General features: G+C 71.0%; 14 protein-coding genes and 1 pseudogene. 3 read left to right on the forward strand and 12 right to left on the reverse strand.

The window, feature by feature from the left end; genetic code table 11:
• The first annotated feature begins 1 nt into the window (after position 1).
• Positions 2-409, forward strand: a complete 408-nt coding sequence (locus AB0H43_RS19835) for a roadblock/LC7 domain-containing protein (RefSeq protein ID WP_360001670.1) — start codon at positions 2-4, stop codon at positions 407-409.
• Positions 410-415: 6 nt separating this feature from the next.
• Here the strand turns inward: AB0H43_RS19835 and AB0H43_RS19840 are convergent, their stop codons facing one another.
• The 7 genes and pseudogenes from AB0H43_RS19840 to AB0H43_RS19870 form a co-directional block, all read right to left on the reverse strand.
• Positions 416-1,696 carry a protein kinase gene (locus tag AB0H43_RS19840; RefSeq protein WP_360000977.1) on the reverse strand — a complete coding sequence of 427 codons (1,281 nt, stop codon included), beginning with the start codon at positions 1,694-1,696 and terminating at the stop codon, positions 416-418.
• 14 nt (positions 1,697-1,710) lie between these two features.
• Complete coding sequence (locus tag AB0H43_RS19845; RefSeq protein WP_360000979.1) at positions 1,711-3,981, reverse strand: transglutaminase domain-containing protein; 2,271 nt, start codon at positions 3,979-3,981, stop codon at positions 1,711-1,713.
• Positions 3,975-5,198 (reverse strand): DUF58 domain-containing protein, encoded by a 1,224-nt coding sequence (locus AB0H43_RS19850; protein ID WP_360001672.1) that lies wholly within the window; start codon positions 5,196-5,198, stop codon positions 3,975-3,977. The genes AB0H43_RS19845 and AB0H43_RS19850 overlap by 7 nt, the downstream gene beginning before the upstream one ends.
• Positions 5,199-5,212: 14 nt before the next feature.
• Positions 5,213-6,208, reverse strand: coding sequence for a MoxR family ATPase (locus tag AB0H43_RS19855; RefSeq protein ID WP_360000981.1), 996 nt, complete (start codon positions 6,206-6,208; stop codon positions 5,213-5,215).
• A gap of 40 nt (positions 6,209-6,248) precedes the next feature.
• Entirely contained in the window at positions 6,249-8,867 is a 2,619-nt protein-coding gene (locus tag AB0H43_RS19860; RefSeq protein ID WP_360000983.1) for a fibronectin type III domain-containing protein, read from the reverse strand.
• Between the two features lie 128 nt (positions 8,868-8,995).
• Entirely contained in the window at positions 8,996-9,682 is a 687-nt protein-coding gene (locus tag AB0H43_RS19865) for a fibronectin type III domain-containing protein (RefSeq protein WP_360001713.1), read from the reverse strand.
• Positions 9,683-10,444: 762 nt separating this feature from the next.
• A pseudogene (locus AB0H43_RS19870) lies at positions 10,445-10,720 on the reverse strand (tetratricopeptide repeat protein); the annotation flags it as partial.
• Between the two features lie 171 nt (positions 10,721-10,891).
• Here AB0H43_RS19870 and AB0H43_RS19875 point away from each other — a divergent pair.
• A complete protein-coding gene (locus AB0H43_RS19875) occupies positions 10,892-11,146 on the forward strand; it encodes a Smr/MutS family protein (protein ID WP_360000985.1) in 255 nt (84 codons plus the stop codon).
• 132 nt (positions 11,147-11,278) lie between these two features.
• On the opposite strand, the gene AB0H43_RS19880 is transcribed toward AB0H43_RS19875, so the two are convergent.
• From AB0H43_RS19880 to AB0H43_RS19900, 5 genes are all read right to left on the reverse strand, one after another.
• Positions 11,279-12,217, reverse strand: coding sequence for an ABC transporter ATP-binding protein (locus AB0H43_RS19880; RefSeq protein WP_360000987.1), 939 nt, complete (start codon positions 12,215-12,217; stop codon positions 11,279-11,281).
• Positions 12,214-13,296 carry an ABC transporter ATP-binding protein gene (locus tag AB0H43_RS19885; protein WP_360000989.1) on the reverse strand — a complete coding sequence of 361 codons (1,083 nt, stop codon included), beginning with the start codon at positions 13,294-13,296 and terminating at the stop codon, positions 12,214-12,216. The genes AB0H43_RS19880 and AB0H43_RS19885 overlap by 4 nt, the downstream gene beginning before the upstream one ends.
• A complete protein-coding gene (locus tag AB0H43_RS19890) occupies positions 13,293-14,171 on the reverse strand; it encodes an ABC transporter permease (protein ID WP_360000991.1) in 879 nt (292 codons plus the stop codon). Before AB0H43_RS19890 ends, AB0H43_RS19885 begins: the two co-directional genes overlap by 4 nt.
• On the reverse strand, positions 14,168-15,163 hold the full coding sequence (locus AB0H43_RS19895) for an ABC transporter permease (RefSeq protein ID WP_360000994.1): 996 nt from the start codon (positions 15,161-15,163) through the stop codon (positions 14,168-14,170). The genes AB0H43_RS19890 and AB0H43_RS19895 overlap by 4 nt, the downstream gene beginning before the upstream one ends.
• A gap of 63 nt (positions 15,164-15,226) precedes the next feature.
• Positions 15,227-16,873: an ABC transporter substrate-binding protein gene (locus tag AB0H43_RS19900; RefSeq protein WP_360000996.1), complete on the reverse strand. Its 1,647-nt coding sequence runs from the start codon at positions 16,871-16,873 to the stop codon at positions 15,227-15,229.
• Between the two features lie 234 nt (positions 16,874-17,107).
• Between AB0H43_RS19900 and AB0H43_RS19905 the strand changes: the two genes are divergently transcribed.
• Complete coding sequence (locus AB0H43_RS19905) at positions 17,108-18,136, forward strand: LacI family DNA-binding transcriptional regulator (protein WP_360001675.1); 1,029 nt, start codon at positions 17,108-17,110, stop codon at positions 18,134-18,136.
• Positions 18,137-18,149: the final 13 nt, after the last annotated feature.

Genomic DNA, 18,149 nt, shown 5'->3' on the forward strand with positions numbered 1-18,149 from the left:
GTTGAGCCCGTCGGCCCAGCGGCTGCATTGGCTCATCAGCGGATTCGTGGACCGCACCGCCGGTGTGGCCCACGCCGCCGTGGTCTCGGCCGACGGGCTTCCGCTGGTCGCCGCGCAGTCGCTGGCCCACGATCGCGCCCTGGAACTGGCCGCGATCACGGCAGGGCTGCACAGCATCGCGCGGGGGGCGGCAGAGCTCACCCTCTCGTGCGCGGTGTCCCAGACGGTCGTGGAGATGGACCGGGGCTACCTGCTCATCATGTCCGTCAGCGAATCGGCCGTCCTGGTGGTGCTCGCCGTGCGAGCCGCCGACCTCGGGGTCATCGGCTTCGAGATGGTCCGGCTGGTCAAGGCGGCCGGCGACATGCTCACCCCGCAGTTGCGGGAGGAGCTGGGCGCCACCTGGTGAGCCGGGTCAGCCGGCTCGGAACGGGGTGACCTTGTCGACGTCGTCGACGGCCGCCCGCAACGCGGTCGCCCGAGCCGGGGTGATCTCGCCGGTCTTCTCCCCGAGGGTCACCCGGTTGCGGAAAGACTGCAGCTTGCCCTTGATCGGCCGGCCGAGCTGCGCGTCGATCATCAGGTCGCCGACCTGGGCGTCCAGCTTCTGTGCGAGATCCGCGGTGATCTCGCCGAGCGAACGGCCGGCCGTGACGCTGTCCCGCAGCGCGCCCAGGGCCGTCTTGATCACGGCGGGATCGGCCGACGGTGAGCCGCTCGGGCTCGCGCTCGGCGAAGTGCTCTGCCCGGGAGCGGTACTGCCGGGCGTCGTCGGCGACGTCGAACCGGTCGGACGCGGGGACTCGTTGCCCTCGGCGACCGTGTGAGCGCTGCTGCGCGGCGTCGACTCGGGCATCGCGTTGGCCGACCCACTCGGCTCGTTCCCGGCGGGCAGCAGCGACGGCAGCGCCCCGGCGGTCACGCCGCCGACTCCGGCCGCGACGACTGCGCCGGCGAGCCCGACGGCGGCCAGCCCGACGCGGCGGCGGTTGGCGGCGTACCGGGGGCGAATGGCCCCCGGAACAGGCGAGGACGCTGTCAGGGCGGCGTACGCCGTCGCAAGGTCCGCCGCGGTCTGGCCGACCCGGGTCGCGCGTACGCCGAGGGCGGCCAGCGAGGGCGGCACCTCCCGCACGCTCGACTCCACGAGCAGCCCGAGCGCCCGGACGTCGTCGTATTCGGTGGCCGCGTCGGTGTCCCAGCCCAGTTGCGCGGAGCCGACGACGCCCAGGAGGACGGCTCCGGTGGCGGTCAGCACGACGTTGCCCGCGTCGACCTCGCCGTGCGTCAGCCCCCGCCGGTGCAGTGCGGCGAGCGCCTGGCCGACCTGGGCGCCGACCTGCGCCGCCTCCGTCGCCGACAGGGACTCGCCGGTCAGCCGGTCGCCGAGCAGCTCGCCTTCGACCAGGCTCAGCACGACGAACGGGGTGGGCGCACCGTCCACGGTGAACGCCTCGCCGACGTCGAGGACGCCGACCAGATGCGGATGGCTGACACGGGCCGCCGCGCGCGCCCGCGCGCGCAGGGCCATCAGGCTGTGTTCGTCACCGGCGGCGGCCGGGAAGAACTTGACCGCGACGGGGCGGCCCAGCACGTCATCGAAGGCCGACCAGATCTGCGCACCAGGCGACGCCGCTAGACGCTCCACGAGGAGGTAACGGCCTGCTACTGGGGTACCCGCGGCGAACCCGAGCATGAGGGGAGTCTGCCTTATCCTCGCCGATGCCACCGCAGTGGCCCCGGATGAATGGACCAGATGAGTCGCCGCCACCACGAACGGCGGGCGCGAAGCTCCCCGACGTACGCCGTGGCGCTCGCCCGAGCCCGGTGCGCGTCGTCCTCGGCCAGCCGGCCGGCGCTGAACTCAGCCGCGTTGACCAGCCAGGCGAGGTCGTCGAGCCGGGGGGCGGGCAGCCGGACGTGTTTCCGCCCCGGTGGGGCGGCCGCCTCCCCGGCGAAGGCCGCCACCTCGGCCGCCGTCAGGTGCCGCGGACTGCCCTGCCCGGCCAGGCGCAGCGCGTCGGAGACCTCGAGCCAGGCCCCGGCCACTCGGTCGGCCGGGGTTCCCTCGTCGAGCCGCCGCCGCCGCAGCCCTCGGCGCGCGATCAGCAAGGCGGCCAGGAGACCGGCCAGGACCAGCACGAAGAGGCCACCAGCGCCCGCGCCGACCATCGGCAGCACCGACCCGGCCGCGGCGGCGGAGCCGCCCGAACCCGACGGAACGGCGGCCGAGGCCGAGACCGGCTCGGTCGGCAGCGGCTCCTGCGACGGCGGCTCAGTCGACGGCTCTGGCTTGGGCTTGAACTGCTCCTCCAGCGGTTCAGGCTGCTGACCCGGGCGGGGCAGTGGATCGAACGCCACCCAGCCGACCCCCGCGAACAGGACCTCCGGCCAGGCGTACGCGTCGGAGGCGAGCACCTTCGAGGCGCCCTTCTTCGCGTGGAACCCGACGACCACCCGGGCGGGCAGGCCCATCATCCGGGCGAGGACGGCGTACGCCGCGGCGAACTGCTCGGCGGTTCCCTTCCCGCCGCCGTAGCCGGTCTTGTCGCCGAACAGGAAGAAGTCGAGGTTGGGCAGGGCATGCCCGCTCGGCGCCCCGCCGTCGAGGCGGTAGTGGGTCGCCAGGAACTGCTCGATCGCCGACGCCCGGGCGTACGCGGCGGAGTTGTCGGCGGCCAGCCGCTCGACGAGCTGCCGCATCCGCTCCGGAAGCGTGCCGCTGCCGACAGCCAGGTATCGGCTGACCTCCGGACCGGTCGGCACGTCCGCCATGGGCAGCGTGTTCTCGTCCGGCACCGTCTGCACCGACGTCACGGCGTACGACATGCCCGGCGTGAGGCCGGTGGGCAGCATGAGGGTGCCGCTGTCGAGGTCGACGCTGACCCGCAGGCCGTCGACGCGGCGCGCGCTCGCGACCGCGGGCAGCAGCTTGCCCCCGAGCCCGACCACCGTGATGTCCTGGGTGACCGTGGCGTCCTTCGCGACGGCCTGCTCGGCGCCGGGCGCGGCGGCCGGTGGCGCCGGCGGCGACGGCAGCGTCCGCGCGGCGGGCCGGTACTCGCCGGAGACATGCCAGGTCACGCCGTCGTAGTCGGGGAGCACCGCGAGCCGGATCGCACTGTCCGCGCTGAGGTTCGTGTCGAGCAGGTGCTCGGTCGGGTTGACCGCCCAGCCGGAGAGCCGGATGAGCGGATTCTGGTCGAGCGCGTCGAGCTGGGGCGGCGTCACGTACGCCCGCGGGTCGACCGGCGGCTTGTCGACCACCCCGGCCAGACCCGGCCCGAGCAGCGCGGCGACGGCGACGATGACGGTGACCCCGGCGAGGGCGGCGACGGCGGCCCGGACCTGCAACGCGCGCCGGGTGACCGCGTCGATGCGGTCGGTCCGCACCGGATCGGGTGCGGCGGCGCGCGCCGCGCTGGTGCCGGTCAGGGCCAGGGCGGCGATGGCGAACCCGGCGAAGATCAGGCCGGTGCCCAGGCCGCCGCGATGCGGCCCGACGAGGAACAGGGCGCCCCCGTAGAGCAGCGTCGGCGGGAGCAGGCTGAGCAGCGTCCGCTGGGCGCGACCGGCCAGTTCGGCGGAGGTCAGCCCGGCCAGCCAGGCCGCGATGACCGGGATGACGACGGTGTCCGGCTGCGGCTCGACCGGGACGAGCGCGGTCAGCAGCCGGGGGATGCCGTTCGCGACCGCGTCGGCGGCGACCTCGGGCAGGCTGCCGGGGATGTCGGCCTGCCGGGCCGAGAGCCACACCGCCAACGCCAGGTACGCCAGCAGCCCGAGCACCGACAACGGAGCGTCCGCGTAGGACGGCAGCCGTCGCACCGCCACGGCGAGCAGCACGCTGGCCACCCCGGCCCCGGCGACGAGCTGGAACAGCAGCGGCCCGTCGTAGATGCCGCCGAGCGTCCACCCGGCCAGCACGATCATCCCGGCCAGCAACACCGGTACGCCGAGCGCGCGGACCAGCCTCACCATCGGCCGACCCCCTCCCACTCGGCGGCGAACTCGACGCCGTCCTCGGCGCGCAGGAACAGCATCCCGGCCCCGCCGGGCTGGGGCTCGTCCGGGCCGAGAGGGCCCAGTATCCCCGTGACCACGGTGGGGAAGGCCCCACGCAGCGCGCCCACCAGCCCCAGGTCGGCGACGCCGGCCGTGCCGGTCAAGTAGACGAGCGTGTCACCGGGCCGGTGCTGGCGCAGCCGGTTGGCGGCGTTCGTCAGCCGACTGTCCACAGTGTCTGGCCTGTCGGCCGTCACCGAAGGGGTGACCTCGGCCAGCGCGTCGAGCTGCGGCTGGGCGCTGCCTCGATGACCGGCGACCGCCCGCCCGCTCACGGTGTGCAAGACGACCGGCAGGTCTTCGCGAACGGCGGCCGCGATCACCGACGCCGCCGCTTCGCAGGCTCCCTCGAACGCCGCGATCTCGCCCTCGGGCTCGGCGGGGGCGGACCAGGACTCGGCGCGGTCGTCCAGCAGGACGACGATCCGCGGCAGGCTGGTGTCGAGATGCTCGCGGACCATCAGCTCGCCGACCTTGGCACTCGTCCGCCAATGGACATGCCGCAGTTCGTCGCCCAGGACGTATTCGCGGAGCGCGTCGAAGGTGATGCTCCCGTGCGGGACCCGGTCGATGCGGCCGTCCATGCTCCGGCTGACCCCGGCCGGGACCGCCTGGATCGGGTGGATCCGCGGATGCACCCAGATCGAAGCGGACCCGCCGTGGTCGCGGCCCAGCGACAGCAGGCCCAGCGGATCGCGCCGGGTGACCCGCAGCGGACCGACCTGGACCACCCCCCGGCGGCCGGTCGGCACGGGATAGCCGACGTCCATGGTGGCTCCGGCGCGCAGCCGCAAGACCGGCACGGCGACCGCGACCTTGTCGTGGACCGTCTGCCCGTCGCCGCCCAGCCGGCCACAGGCATCCTCGGCGACCAGGCTCGCCGCGAGCAGGCGGCTGGAATTGCGGACCGTCAGGACCACATGGCTGCCTTCGCCCCGGCCGACTCGATCAGGGTCGACCGAACGGGCCACCTCCAGTCGCGGACGCCACACGCCGTACGCGAGCGCACAGGCGATGGCGACGAACGCCGTCGCGCCGACCACCACCAGTTCGGGATAGCCGAACCGGATCCCGGCGAGCGCCAGCAGTGCTCCGCCGGCGCCCAGGCCCAGGCCACGCGGTGTGATCGGCAGGCGGGCCGCGAGCCTCATCGGGACCGCGTGTCAGCCTGACCGGGCAACGGCACCGGAACCGACTCGATCGCGTCCTGCAGAACCTCGGCGGCGGTCACCCCGCGCAGCTGCGCATCCGGCGTGAGCAGGATGCGGTGCGCGAACACCGGCTCCACCAACGCCTTGAAATCCTCGGGCAGGACGAAGCCACGGCCCTCGGTCAGGGCGTACGCCGCCGCCGCCCGCGTCAACGCGATGACACCCCGGGGACTGACCCCGACCCGGACGTGCTTGTGGTCACGGGTCGCGGCGGCCAGGCGCACCGCGTACGCATAGAGCGGGTCGGCGGTGTGTACCCGCTGGGCCAGCCGGATCGCCTCGGCGATCGTGTCGGTGGTGCAGATCGGTTCGATGGCCTCCGGCGAACGGATGTTGGCCCCGCGCAGCACCTCGATCTCGACCAGCTCGCTGGGATAACCGACGGACAGCTTCATGAGGAACCGGTCGAGCTGCGCCTCCGGCAGCCGGTAGGTGCCGTCCATCTCGACCGGGTTCTGCGTCGCGACGACGAGGAACGGGCGGGGCACCGAGTGGCGTACGCCGTCGACGGTGACCGTGCGTTCCTCCATGACCTCCAGCAGCGCCGACTGCGTCTTCGGCGAGGCACGGTTGATCTCGTCGGCGATAACGATGTTGGCGAAGATGGGGCCCGGGTGGAACTCGAACCCCCGCGTCGCCTGGTTGAAGATCGTGACGCCGGTGACGTCGGAGGGCAGCAGGTCGGGTGTGAACTGCACGCGCCGCCACTGCCCCTGCACCGCGCTGGCCATCGCCCGGGCCAGCGTCGTCTTGCCCACGCCGGGGACGTCCTCCAGCAGCACGTGCCCCTGCGCGAACAGGCAGATCAGCCCCAGCCGCACCACTTCGGGCTTGCCGAGGACGACCGTGCCGACGGCTCCGGTGAGCCGGGCGGACAGGTCGGCGAAGGCGGTGACCTGAGCGGGGGTCAGCGGCGGCTGGGGCTGGTTCACGTCGTCCCTCGTGTGTCGTAGTGGGTCGGGGCGGCCGGCGTCAACAGACCGGTAGGTTGCCGAACTCTCCGTCGGAGATGTCGGTGTACGCCAGCGGGATGTAGTACGGGTCGTTGACCATCACCCAGCCGGTGCTGCGCCGGTTGTTGTTCTCCCCGGCGGCGTAGATGCTCACGCCCGTGCCCCGGCAGACGGGGTTGATCGACTGACCGTCCCGATGGTAGACGCCGTTGGCACAGCAGCCGTTGGTCTGCTCCAGGTAGCCGTCGCCGTTGTCCTTGTACTCGTAGACGCCCTCGGAACAGCCGTTGCACTGCGAGGTCGCCGACAGCTTGGCCGTCCGGGCGGTGCCGGAGGCGGTGTAGGAGCCGGCCGCGTTGCTGACCACCAGCGTCCACGAGTACGCCTTGTCGGCCCGGTTCACCCCGACGCTGAGCTTGGTGCCGTTGGCACACGAGGTGTCGGTGACCGACGACTGCCCGGCGACCGTCAGCTTGCAGGTGACGGCGTCACCGGTGAAGGTGGCGGCGACCGCCACCGCGGCGTACGTCGTGCTGGCGTTCTCGGCGCTGCGTACCGGCGCAGCCAGCGTCTTGGCCGTCGTCTTCGCGGCCGGGCCGGTCCCGGCCTCGTTGACCGCCACCACCGAGACCTGGACCGTCGCGCCGTCGGCGAGCCCGTTCCAGGTCAGGCTCAGGCCGGTCGTGGACTTCGTGGCGCCGTTGACGGTCACCTGGTACTCGCTGATGGGACGGCCGTTGTCCGACCCGGGCGTCCAGCTCACCTTGATGGTGCCCTTGGCGCTCGTCACCGTCGTCGCGGACAGGCCCTTGACGGCGGCCGGCTTGGTGAACGGGACGACGGTGTTGCTGACCACCGATGCCTTGGACGCGACGCCGATGTCGTTCACCGTGATCACGCTGAACGTGTATTGCGTGCCGTATTCGAGGTCACCCGCCTTGACGGTCAGGGCGTTGGTGGTGGAGGCGCCGATGGGCGCGTTGGCGCCGTTGGACACCGCGGTCACCTCGTAGCGGGCGATGTTGTGGCCCTGCCCGTTGGCCTTGTCCCAGGTGACGGCCACCGTGCCGTCCGGCTTCTCGACCGCCTTGACGGTGAGCGGCGGATCCGGGACCTCGAAGCTCGGCGTCACCGTATTGCTCGTCCGCTTCGGACCGGTGCCCTTGGCGTTGACCGCCCAGACGGTGAAGTTGTACTTCTGGCCGTTCACCAGCCCGGTGATCACCAATGACCGCTGGTCGGCGCCGACGGTGAAGGTATGCCCGTTGCCCTCGACGACGTACTTCTGGATGGGTGACCCGTTGTCCGACGCCCGGCCCCAGGTGACCCGGGCCTGGGTGTTGCCCGCGACGGCCTTGAGGTTCTTGACCGCGCCCGGCTTTCCGACCGGCGGGGTGGGCGGCGGGGGCGGCGGCAGTTTCGGCGGCTCGCCACCGAGGACGTCGTTGACGAACTTGTCGACGACCTTCACGTTGCCGTTGTCGTCCACCACCCGAGCCGACGCGGCGTTGGGCGCGTTGATGAACAGCCGGTTCTCCCGGACCTCCAGGTCGATCGGCCCGTTCGCCTCCTTGAAGGCGATGGTGTCCAGCAGCTTGCCGTCCCGGTCGAGGACGTAGATCGCGCCGTTGGTCTCGTCGGCGACGTAGAACCGGCCGGACCAGGCGACGGCCGGCTTGAGCTTCGCACCGGCGCCGGGCACGGTGAAGTCGGTGACCTTGTCCCCGGCGACCACGAAGACGTGCTTGCCGTCCACCACGGTGACCGGCACGTCGGGGCCGTTGGTCCGGTTGGGTAGCGCGCCGGTGCCCTGGAGGTCGAGGCCGACCTGGCGCTGCTGCTCGTCGATGACCGTGGTGAGCTTGCCGTTGGTGCGGTCCAGCACGGCGACACCACTGTCCAGGGTGGATACGACGAGGTCGTGGCTGCGGTCGGCCACGGTCACCGTCTTCACCCTCGTCGGCGAGGCGGCACCGCCGATGCCGCCGGCCGACGGCGCCGGTCCGGTCGGCTCGACCGCGGCGACCGTCCCCTCCTCGGGGATGGCGATCCACAGCCGGCCCTTGCCGTCGAAGGTCCCGCCGGTGATGCCCGGGGGGAAGTGGATGGGCTCGCCGATGCCGGCCAGCGTCCGCGGGTCGATCTGGCGGACGACACCCTGCGCGGGATCGATGAGGAACGCGGCGTCTCCGTTGAGCGCGACCGTCACGCCGAGGCCGGAGGTGCTGGTGGCCGTGCCGGACGACTGCAGCGTGGCGAGGTCGAAGGCGTCGAGCTTGCCGGTGTTGACGTCGCGCAGCACGAGGAAGCGGTCGGTCTGGCTGACCTGCATCGTGTGCCCGGCGGTGTTCGGCACGCCCATCCGGGTGTCGACTCGTCCGGTGACGCCGTTGACCCGGGCCATCTCACCCTTGAGCGAACTCCACAGCCACGAGCTCGAGTCGTAGTTCGCCGCCGCGTGGTCCTTGGCCCCCAGCCCGAACCACGTCAACGCCACCCCCGCGACCAGAGCCAGCACCGTCGCGATCGTGACGATGCCACCCTTGGTGCGGGCACGGCGTCCGATGGCGCCGGGTGACAGATCCACCATGGTTCGCCCTCCCCATTCGCGAGCCGGCTCGGCCGGCTCGCTCGTCATGGCGTTTCTCCCTGAAGCCGGACGTCATCATAGGTCCCGCAGCCGACATCGAAAAGGCGCGGTTGTCCGGCTGTGGACAATGTCGCCCGGACTGACCGAGTCCTTGCAGGAGGGTGAAAAACCACTGCTCAGCTAGGCTTTGCGCTGCCTCGCGTCGTGCATACGGGGCTCGATTCGTAGATCTCCGCCCCCGAGTAAATCGTCACGACGCTGAAACAATAGGAGAACTTGGCATTGAGCCCGGTGATGGTGAAGGTGGGCTTCGCGCCGAGGTTGCCGGTCACGAGCTTCATCGCGTCCCGGCTGGCCCCCATCTTCACGGCGAATCCGGCGGAGCCGCCGGCGGGATCGGTCCAGCGCAACGTGATGGAGTCGCCGCGATCGCTGATCGTCAGGTTGGTGGCCGGGCCATGCTGGGCGCCCGCCGACTGGGACACGGCGGTCTGCGGGCCGGGACCGGCCGGATCAGTGCCCCGGTTCAGCATCAGGACCACGACGACGCCGGCGGCCACCACGGCGACCAGCGCCGCCGCGACGGCCGCCACCATCGCGCCACGGCCGCGCTTCTCCACGATGACCGAGGGCGTGGCGGTGAAGATCTGCGACGGCTGAACCACCGGCACCGGCGGCGGCGCGATCGGTTCCAGCGCGGCCGACTCGTCGGCGGACTTCTGCGCGTAGCGTACGGGGCCGCTCAGGGACGGCAGGGGAGCGTGCTGCACCGGTGCCGGCAGCATCTCGGTCCGTTCCGGCAACGCGGCGTGGGGCGCCGGCTCGGCCATCACCGGCCGGTCCTGCGGCGCGCGCTGCGGCAACCCCGCCTGCCCCGAGTGACCGGGTTGCCCCGCCTCCCCCGGGTGAACGGGCTGTCCAGGGTGGACGGACTGTCCTGGGTGGACGGGCTGTGCCGGGTGACCGGGCTGGCCCGGCTGCCCGGGCTGCGCGGCCGGGCCAGGGTAAGCGGGCTGACCTGGCGGAACGGGCTGACCGACCTGACCCGGGTGAACGGGCTGACCGGGGTGAACGGGCTGACCGACCTGGCCCGGGTAAGCGGGCTGACCTGGCGGAACGGGCTGCGCGGCCGGGCCTGGGTAAGCGGGCTGACCTGGCGGAACGGGCTGACCGACCTGACCCGGGTGGACCGGTGGCGGCACGGCCAGCACACCGGGCGCCGGGCCGTGCGGCTGCCCCGGCACTGGCTGCTCAATCCCGGGCTGCCCAATCCCGGGCTGCCCACTTCCGGGCTGACCGAGCATGGGCGGACCGACGACGGGCTGACCCATGCCGGGCTGGGCGTACGCGGGCTGCGCGGGAGCCGGGGGACTCTGCGGGCCGAGCCAGGCGACCGCCTCGCGTACCTGGTCTTGCAGTCCTTCGACGCCCGCGCCGTGGGCTGCCACCCGGCCGTAGTGTTTGCGCGCCTCGTGTTTGTTGCCGAGCGCGTCGGCCACGCTCGCCAGTTCGAAGCTGATCCGCAGCAGCACCGGCTCGGACTCGTCGAGCCGCATCGAACCGGCCTGCAACGCCTCCTCCAGTACGCGCCGCGCCGTGGCGGGATCGCCGGCCCGCCGATGCAACGTCGCCAGGAGCAGCGCCGTAGCCAGAATGTCCGGATGGTCCTCGCCGTACTGGAAGGTCGCGCTGTCGAGGCTGTCCTCCAGCAGCATCCGGGCCGAGGCGAGGTCGCCTCGGTCACGCAGGGCACGGGCCTGCGCCCAGACTTCGGGGAGGTGGGTCGGCTGCGGCACGCGTACATGCTGCCGCGTCGGCGCGATATTCACCAGCCCATCCCCACCATGATCATCCCCGTATCCGGGATAACGTCCCCTCGCCGCCGAACAAGGGGACGTCATCCCGGATAACGCGACCCGGGCGGGCCGGACGCGACCCGGGCGGGCCGGACGCGACCCGGACGGGCCGGACGCGTCCCGGGCGGGCCGGACGCGTCCCGGACGGGCCGGACGCGTCCCGGACGGGCCGGACGCGACCCGGGCGTCCCCGTCCAGCGGCTAAGCTGGCAGGCGATGAAGCTCGTTCTGGACCTGCACGACATCTACAACAAGGGCGGCGAGATCGATCGCGCGCTCAACGGCATCGTGCGTGAAGCGATCGCGAAGAAGGCCACCCTGGTGGAGATCATCCCGGGGAAGGGCTCAGGTCAGCTCAAGAAGAAGGTCCTGCGCTTCCTCGACCAGAAGGAGATCAAGGCGCTCTACCACCGGGTGGAGAAGGACTCCAAGAACTTCGGCCGCATCTTCGTGCACTTCCGCCACAAGTAAGCGCCGCCACTCCGCCCCCACCTGCCGGGCGCCGGAAGATCATTGCGTCAGCCATGCTGTTTCATCGGACATTTCGCCGCCCGAAACAGCATGGCTGACGCGACGATCACGCGAGAAGGGGGCGGGAAATGATCACGCGAGAAGGAAGCAGCGAGCGGAGTGCGACGGTGAGCCGGCCACGCCGAACGTCGGCACCGCCGAGGCGCACGTAGGCATCGCGTGCGGGCAGCGGTTGCGGAAGAGGCAGCCCGACGCGGGTGGCTTCCCACCGCGTACGACCAGGGACTCCCGCGCCGGCCGCACGGTCGACGGGTCGGGGGCGGCAGCGGCGAGCAGCTGGGTGTAGGGGTGGGCCGGGCGCAGGATCACGTCGTCGCTCGGCCCGCTTTCGACGATCTGCCCCCGGTACATGACCATGATCGAGGTCGCGAAGTAGCGGGCGGTGGCGAGGTCGTGCGTCACGTAGAGGACGGCGAGGTCCTCCTCCCGCTTCAGCTCGTCGATCAGGTGCAGGATCTCCAGCCGGATCGACACGTCGAGCATCGACACCGGTTCGTCGGCGAGGAGGATACGTGGCCCCGGGGCGAGGGCCCGAGCGATGGCGACCCGCTGCCGCTGACCGCCCGACAGTTCGTGCGGGAACCGCCGGGCGACCTGGTCCGGTGGGGTCAGGTTCACGCGGCGCAGCAGGTCCACCGCGCCGTCGGCGGCCGTCGCGCGCCGGGCGCGCCCGTGCAGAAGCAGCGGCCGGCGCAGGTGATAGCCGATCGAATGGGCCGGATTGAGGGAGGCGAACGGGTCCTGGAACACCATCTGGACCTGCCCGCGGTAGTCCCGTTTCGATCCCGGCGGGCGGCCGTCGAGGCGGATGCTCCCGGAGGTGGGCCGGGTCAGCCGGGCCAGCATCCGCGCGATGGTCGACTTGCCGCTGCCGCTCTCCCCGACGAGCGCCACCGTCTCGCCGGACCGCAGCGAGAACGAGACGTCGTCCACGGCCGTCAGCCGAGTGCGCTTGCCCTGGTCGCGCACGGTGAACACTTTGCTCAAGTTCTGGACTTCCAGGCTGGTCACGACGTCACCCTCGTCTCGGCGAGATGGCACGCCGCCAGCGTGCCGGTGTGCGGAGGCTCGGAAACACCCTGGCCGCGGACCGCGACGAGCTCTGGTTCGGTGGAGCAGGGCTCGAACGCGTGCGGGCAACGGGGGGCGAACGGGCAGCCGCCCGTGAGCCGGGCCAGGTCGGGCGGCGTACCGGGGATGCCGCGCAGCGCTTCACGATCGCCGCGCAGGCTCGGGAACGAGCGCAAGAGGCCCTGCGTATAGGGATGATGTGGGTTCTCGAGGATCTCCCGCGAGGTTCCCGTCTCCACGAACCGGCCCGCGTACATGACCGCCAGCCGGTCGCTGATCTCCAGCAGCAGCGACAGGTCGTGGGTGATGAAGACGACCGCGAACCCGAACAGCTCGCGCAGGCGATCGATCTCGTCCAGGATGTCGCGCTGCACGACCACGTCCAGCGCCGTCGTGGGCTCGTCCATGACGATCACGTCCGGTCGCAGGGCCAGCGCCATCGCGATGGTCACGCGCTGCCGCATCCCGCCCGACAATTCATGCGGGTACGCCGAAAGCCGGGCCCGGTCGATGCCGACGAGGTCGAGCAGTTCTTCGCAGCGCTCGTCGACCGCCTTGCGGGGCAGGTCGGGCTCATGGGTCGCGAAGACGTCGGCGAGCTGCTTGCGTACGGTCAGGACGGGGTTGAGGGAGTTCATCGCCGACTGGAACACCATCGCGATGCGGCGCCAGCGGAAGGCGCGCAGGGCGTCGCCCTCCAGCGCCAGAACGTCGACGGGATCCTCCCCGGGTCCGGTGAAGGTGATCGACCCCCCGGTCAGCCGGGCCGGCGGCCGCAGGAGCCGGGTGATCGCGTACGCCAAAGTCGACTTGCCGCAGCCGCTCTCCCCGGCGATGCCGAGCACTTCGCCGCGGGCGAGGTCGAAGCTGACCTGACGTACCGCCCGAACCGGAGTGCTCCGTCCATAGTCGACGGTCAGCTCCCGGACGCTGAGCACGGGCTCGGTCATCTGGTCACCGGCCAACCGACGGCCGGCGCCGGGAGCCGACTGAGTCTGCCGCGGATCGTGGCCGATCACGAAGCCTCCTTGCGCAGCCGCGGGTTGACCCGCTCGTCGATGGCGAAGTTGATGAGCGACAACCCGGTGCCGAGCAGCGCGCAGAACAGACCGGGCGGCACGAACCACCACCACGCGCCCCGGGGCAGGGCCGACGCGGAGAGCGCGTAGTAGAGCATTCCGCCCCAGGAGCCGGAGGCCCCGCCGGCCAGGCCGAGGAAGGCGAGGCCGACCTCGATGAGGACGCCGCCGAGGACGGCGAAGACGAACTGCGCCGCCACGATGGGGGCCAGGTTCGGCAGGATCTCGAAGGCGACGATGCGCCAGCCGGGTTCCCCGGCGACCCGGGCGGCGTCGACGTAGTCCCGGTTGCGCAGCGACAACGTCTGCGCCCGCAGGACGCGAGCCGGCCCGGCCCACGCGGTGACGCTGATGATCGCGGCGATCATCAGCAGGCCCTTGGTCTCCGTGTAGTCCGTGATCAGGATGACCAGCGGCAGTCCGGGCAGCACCAGGAAGACGTTGCTGAGCAGGGAGAACGACTCGTCGAGCCAGCCGCCCAGATAGCCGCCGGCGACGCCGATGATCAGCGAGACGACGGTGGCGAACACCCCGACCAGTACGCCGATCGTCAGCGAGCCGCGCGTGGCGGACATCAGCTGGGCGAGCACGTCCTGTCCGGTGTTCGTGGTGCCCAGCCAGTGCGCGCCCGACGGACCCTGGAGCTGGTCGTAGCTCAGCGCCTCGGGATCGCCGGTCAGCAGGGGACCGAGGACGGACAGGAGCACGAAGGCTCCGGCGATGCCCAGTCCCGCCACCAGCTTGCCGGACGGGCGGCGGCGCGTACGCGGAACGTCGGCCACCGGCGCGGTGGGAGTGGCGAGCACGGCGGTCACGCGCGGGCCTCCTGTCGCGTACGCGGGTCGATCACGCCATAGAGCAGGTCGACCAGGAGATTCGCGCCGAGCACGGCGAGCGAGATGATGAGGAAGATGCCCTGCATCAGCGGATAGTCGGCGCTGTTGACCGCCTGGATGAGGGCGAACCCGATGCCGGGGTAGTTGAAGACGATCTCGGTGGCGATCTGGCCGCTGACGACGAAGCCGAGCGAGATGGCGAATCCGGCGACGCTCGGCAGGACGGCGTTGCGGGCGGCGTAGGAGAGCATCACCCGGCGCGGCGACAGGCCCTTGGCCTCGGCCATGACGACGTAGTCCTCGGCCATCGTGGAGACCATCATGTTGCGCATGCCGAGCATCCAGCCCGCGACGCCGGACAGCACGATCGTCAGCGCGGGCAGGGTGCCGTGATAGATCGCGCTGCTGAGGAAGGCTCCGCTCGCCTCGGGCCCGGCGAAGGCCGACACGTCGTAGCCGAAGTTCAGGGGGAACCAGCCCAGCGTGGAGCCGAGCAGGAACAGCAGGATGAGCGCCAGCCAGAAGTACGGGATGGCGGCCAGGAAGGTGGTCGACGGGATGAGCCCGTCGATCCAGGTGCCGCGCTTCCATCCCGCGAGCGCGCCCAGCCCGACGCCGAGCGCGACCGTGATGGTCAGGCTCACCCCGACGAGCACCAGCGTCCACGGGAGCGCCTGAGCGATCACCGTGCTCACCGGCACCGGATAGTTGGTGATCGACAGGCCGAAGTTGCCGTGCGCGAGGTTCTTCAGATATCCCAGATACTGCACCCACAACGGGTCGTCGGTCACGCCGAACTGCAGCTCCAGTGCGCGGCGGTACTCCGGCGGCGGGGGTGAGGTGGCCTGCACCCGGGACAGGAACAGGTCGACCGGGTTCCCCTTGATCAGCCGGGGGATGAAGAAGTTGAGGGTCACCGCCGCCCACGCCGCGATCGCGTAGAACCCCAGTTTCCGCAGGACGAATCGCATCCGTGCCTCCTTTCAGACGCCAAGAAGGGCCGGCCCCGGGGCACCACGGGGCCGGCCCCGATATCAGGCGGGGTTCAGGTTCTTGGCGACGATGCCGCAGTCGGGCTCGGAGAACGGCAGCGCGAGCGCGTACGGGTTCTCCTCCGACGGCCAGCCGGTGGCGTGCAGGGTTCGGAACTCCGCCAGCGAACTGGACTGCTGGATCGGGATGTACGGGGTCTCAGCCACGATCTCGTCCTGGATCACGTAGATCTGCTGCTTGATCGCGTCGATCTGGTCCGGCGGGGTGGCGGCGATGGCGGCCAGCGCGGCGTCCACCTTGGCGTTCTTCCAGCGGGCGTTGTTCTGGTTCGCCGGCGGGATGCTCTTGGTGCTGCAGATGTTGTAGTACATGAAGTACGGGCTGGGCCCGCCCCAGGCGTTGTAGATCGCCATGTCGAAGTCGCCGCTCTGCAACGCCGCGATGAAGGCGTTGTAGGACAAGGCGTTCGGCTTGAACTCGATGCCGACCTCCTTGAGCAGCTGCTGCACGACCTGCATGGTCGCCTCGTAGTCGGTCCAGCCAGTGACCAGGTTGCACGAGAAGCTGAGCTTCTTGCCGTTCTTGGCGTAGACGCCGTCGGCGCCCTTGGCCCATCCCGCGCCCTCCAGGAGCTGCTTGGCCTTGTCGGGGTTGTACTCGACCTTGGCCTCGGCGTGCTGCGGGGAGACGTAGCTCTGGAAGGTCGGCACCACCAGCTGCAACGGGCTGGGCAGCGTACCGAGGTCGGCGAAGGCCAGCTTGATGATCTTCTGCCGGTCGAGCGCCACGTTGATGGCCTGGCGCACCGCCGGGTCGGCGAACAGCGGCCTGGTCAGGTTCGGGATCAGGTTGGTGACGTAGAGGAAGGACTCGTTCTTGTACTTGTTGTGCGCCGAGTCCTTGCTGATGAACTGGCCCTGGATGTCGGGAATGAAGATGCCGGCCCAGTCGAGCTGCCCGGAGGCCAGCGCGGTGGTGGCCGCGTCGTTGCCGGTGAACGACCAGAAGCGCAGCCCGGCGATCTTCGGCTTGCCGCTGTCCCAGTACTTCGGGTTCTTCTTGAGCACGTAGCTCTGTGCGGCGAAGGAGTCCTTGACGAACGGGCCGGTGCCGACCGGGTCGGCGTTGACCTCCTTGGTCGGGTCGGCGATCGGCTCCCAGACGTGCTTGGGGACCATGTAGGTGCGGCCCGCGATGTTCCACAGCTCGGTGTAGACCGCGTCCTTGAACGTGATCTTCACGGTTTTGGCGTCGACCACGGTGGCGTCGACGATGTTGGTCCCGTTGGCGTTCAGCGCCGGGTTGTTCTTGCGGTAGAGGAAGTTGAACGCGACGTCGTCGGCGGTGAACGGCTTGCCGTCGCTCCACTGGACGCCCTCGCGGAGGGTGAACGTCAGCGACTTGCCGCCGTCGCCGAACTCGTACTTGGTGGCCAGCAGCGGCAGCACGTCGTCGGCCTTGGCCTGGTTGAAGAAGAAGAGGGGCTCGTAGATCAGGCCGCGGGTGCCGTTCAGCGGGGTCGGCGCGAACTGGTTGTAGTTCTCGGTGAACTGGCCCGAGGCGCCGGCGAACACGTTGAGGATGCGCTCGGCCGGAGGCTTGGCCGACTCCTCCGCGCACGCGGCGAGGAAGGCCGCGATGCCGGCGCCGGCTGTGGTGCCGAGGAACTGCCTTCTGCTCAGACTCATGGCTGTCTCCAGTGAGGGGTGGGGCTCCAGTGAGGGGGTGGGAAGCGCTCCCAGATGTCGGCGGATGTTTCGCGGAGATGACCGTCAGGTGTCTGCGATCACAGCACTGAACCGCTTAAGTGTCAATAGCTCGTGTCAGGTAGGCATTGACCGCTGACCGTAAGCATGTTTGCCTTAACCGGTTCTTGGCCTCAAGATGGAGCGATGCACAGCGGCAGCTCCAGCCCGGCCCGGATCGCGGCCCCCCGGAAGACCATCGGCGACATCGCCAAGGCGGCCGGCGTATCGAAGGGCGCGGTCTCCTACGCGCTGAACGGAAAGCCCGGCGTCTCGGACGCCACCCGGCAGCGGATCCTCGCGATCGCCCGCGACCTGGGCTGGCATCCGAGCAGCGCCGCGCGTGCGCTGTCCGACGGGCGGACCGGCGTACTCGGGCTGATCGTCGACCGCCCGGCCCGGACGCTGGGCATCGAGTCCTTCTTCATGCAGCTCATCTCCGGGATCGAGGCGACCCTGTCGGCCCGCGACGTCGGGCTGCTCCTCCAGGTCACCGACGACCAGGAGAAGGAGATGGCGGCGTACCGGCAGTGGTGGGCACAGCGCCGGGTCGACGGGGTCATCCTGGTCGACCTGCGTCGCGACGATCCCCGCGTACCGCTGCTGGAACAACTCGGGATGCCGTGCGTGGTCATCGGCGGGCCGGAGGGACTGGGCACGCTGCCGGGCATCTGGAGCGACGACACCGGCGCCGTCACCGAGGTCGTCGAATATCTCGCGGCGCTCGGCCACCGGCGCATCGCCCGGGTCGCCGGCCTGCCCGGGCTCTACCACACCGCACTGCGCGACCGCGGGGTCGCGGCCACCGCGGAACGGCTCGGCCTGCCGGAGGTCGCGACGGTCTACGCCGACTACACCGGTGAGGAAGGCGCTCGCATGACCCGGGCGCTGCTGTCGCGCCGCCCGATGCCGACCGCGGTCATCTACGACAACGACGTGATGGCGGTGGCCGGCGTCGCGGTGGCCCACGAGATGGGCGTCGACATCCCCCGGGAGCTGTCGGTGGTCGCCTGGGACGACTCCCCGCTGTGCCAGCTGGTGCATCCGCAGCTGTCCGCGGTCAGCCGGGACATCGCGGCCTACGGGTCGCACGCGGCGGAGCGGCTGCTGGAGATCGTCGACGGCACCTCGTCGGCCACCGCGCAGGACGCGACGCCGAGGCTGGTGCCCCGGGGCAGCACGGCGCCCCCCACTGGGCAGGACTAGGTCCTGCCCAGTG

Origin of the sequence: Hamadaea sp. NPDC050747 (genome assembly GCF_040654195.1) — a bacterium.
Classification (GTDB): domain Bacteria; phylum Actinomycetota; class Actinomycetes; order Mycobacteriales; family Micromonosporaceae; genus Hamadaea.

Bases quoted from the DNA above. Each gene is read 5' to 3' on its own strand.
- AB0H43_RS19840 (WP_360000977.1), bottom strand. From the start codon at position 1,696: ATGCTCGGGTTCGCCGCGGGTACCCCAGTAGCAGGCCGTTACCTCCTC.
- AB0H43_RS19845 (WP_360000979.1), bottom strand. From the start codon at position 3,981: ATGGTGAGGCTGGTCCGCGCGCTCGGCGTACCGGTGTTGCTGGCCGGG.
- AB0H43_RS19860 (WP_360000983.1), bottom strand. From the start codon at position 8,867: ATGACGAGCGAGCCGGCCGAGCCGGCTCGCGAATGGGGAGGGCGAACC.
- AB0H43_RS19875 (WP_360000985.1), top strand. From the start codon at position 10,892: ATGAAGCTCGTTCTGGACCTGCACGACATCTACAACAAGGGCGGCGAG.
- AB0H43_RS19895 (WP_360000994.1), bottom strand. From the start codon at position 15,163: ATGCGATTCGTCCTGCGGAAACTGGGGTTCTACGCGATCGCGGCGTGG.
- AB0H43_RS19900 (WP_360000996.1), bottom strand. From the start codon at position 16,873: ATGAGTCTGAGCAGAAGGCAGTTCCTCGGCACCACAGCCGGCGCCGGC.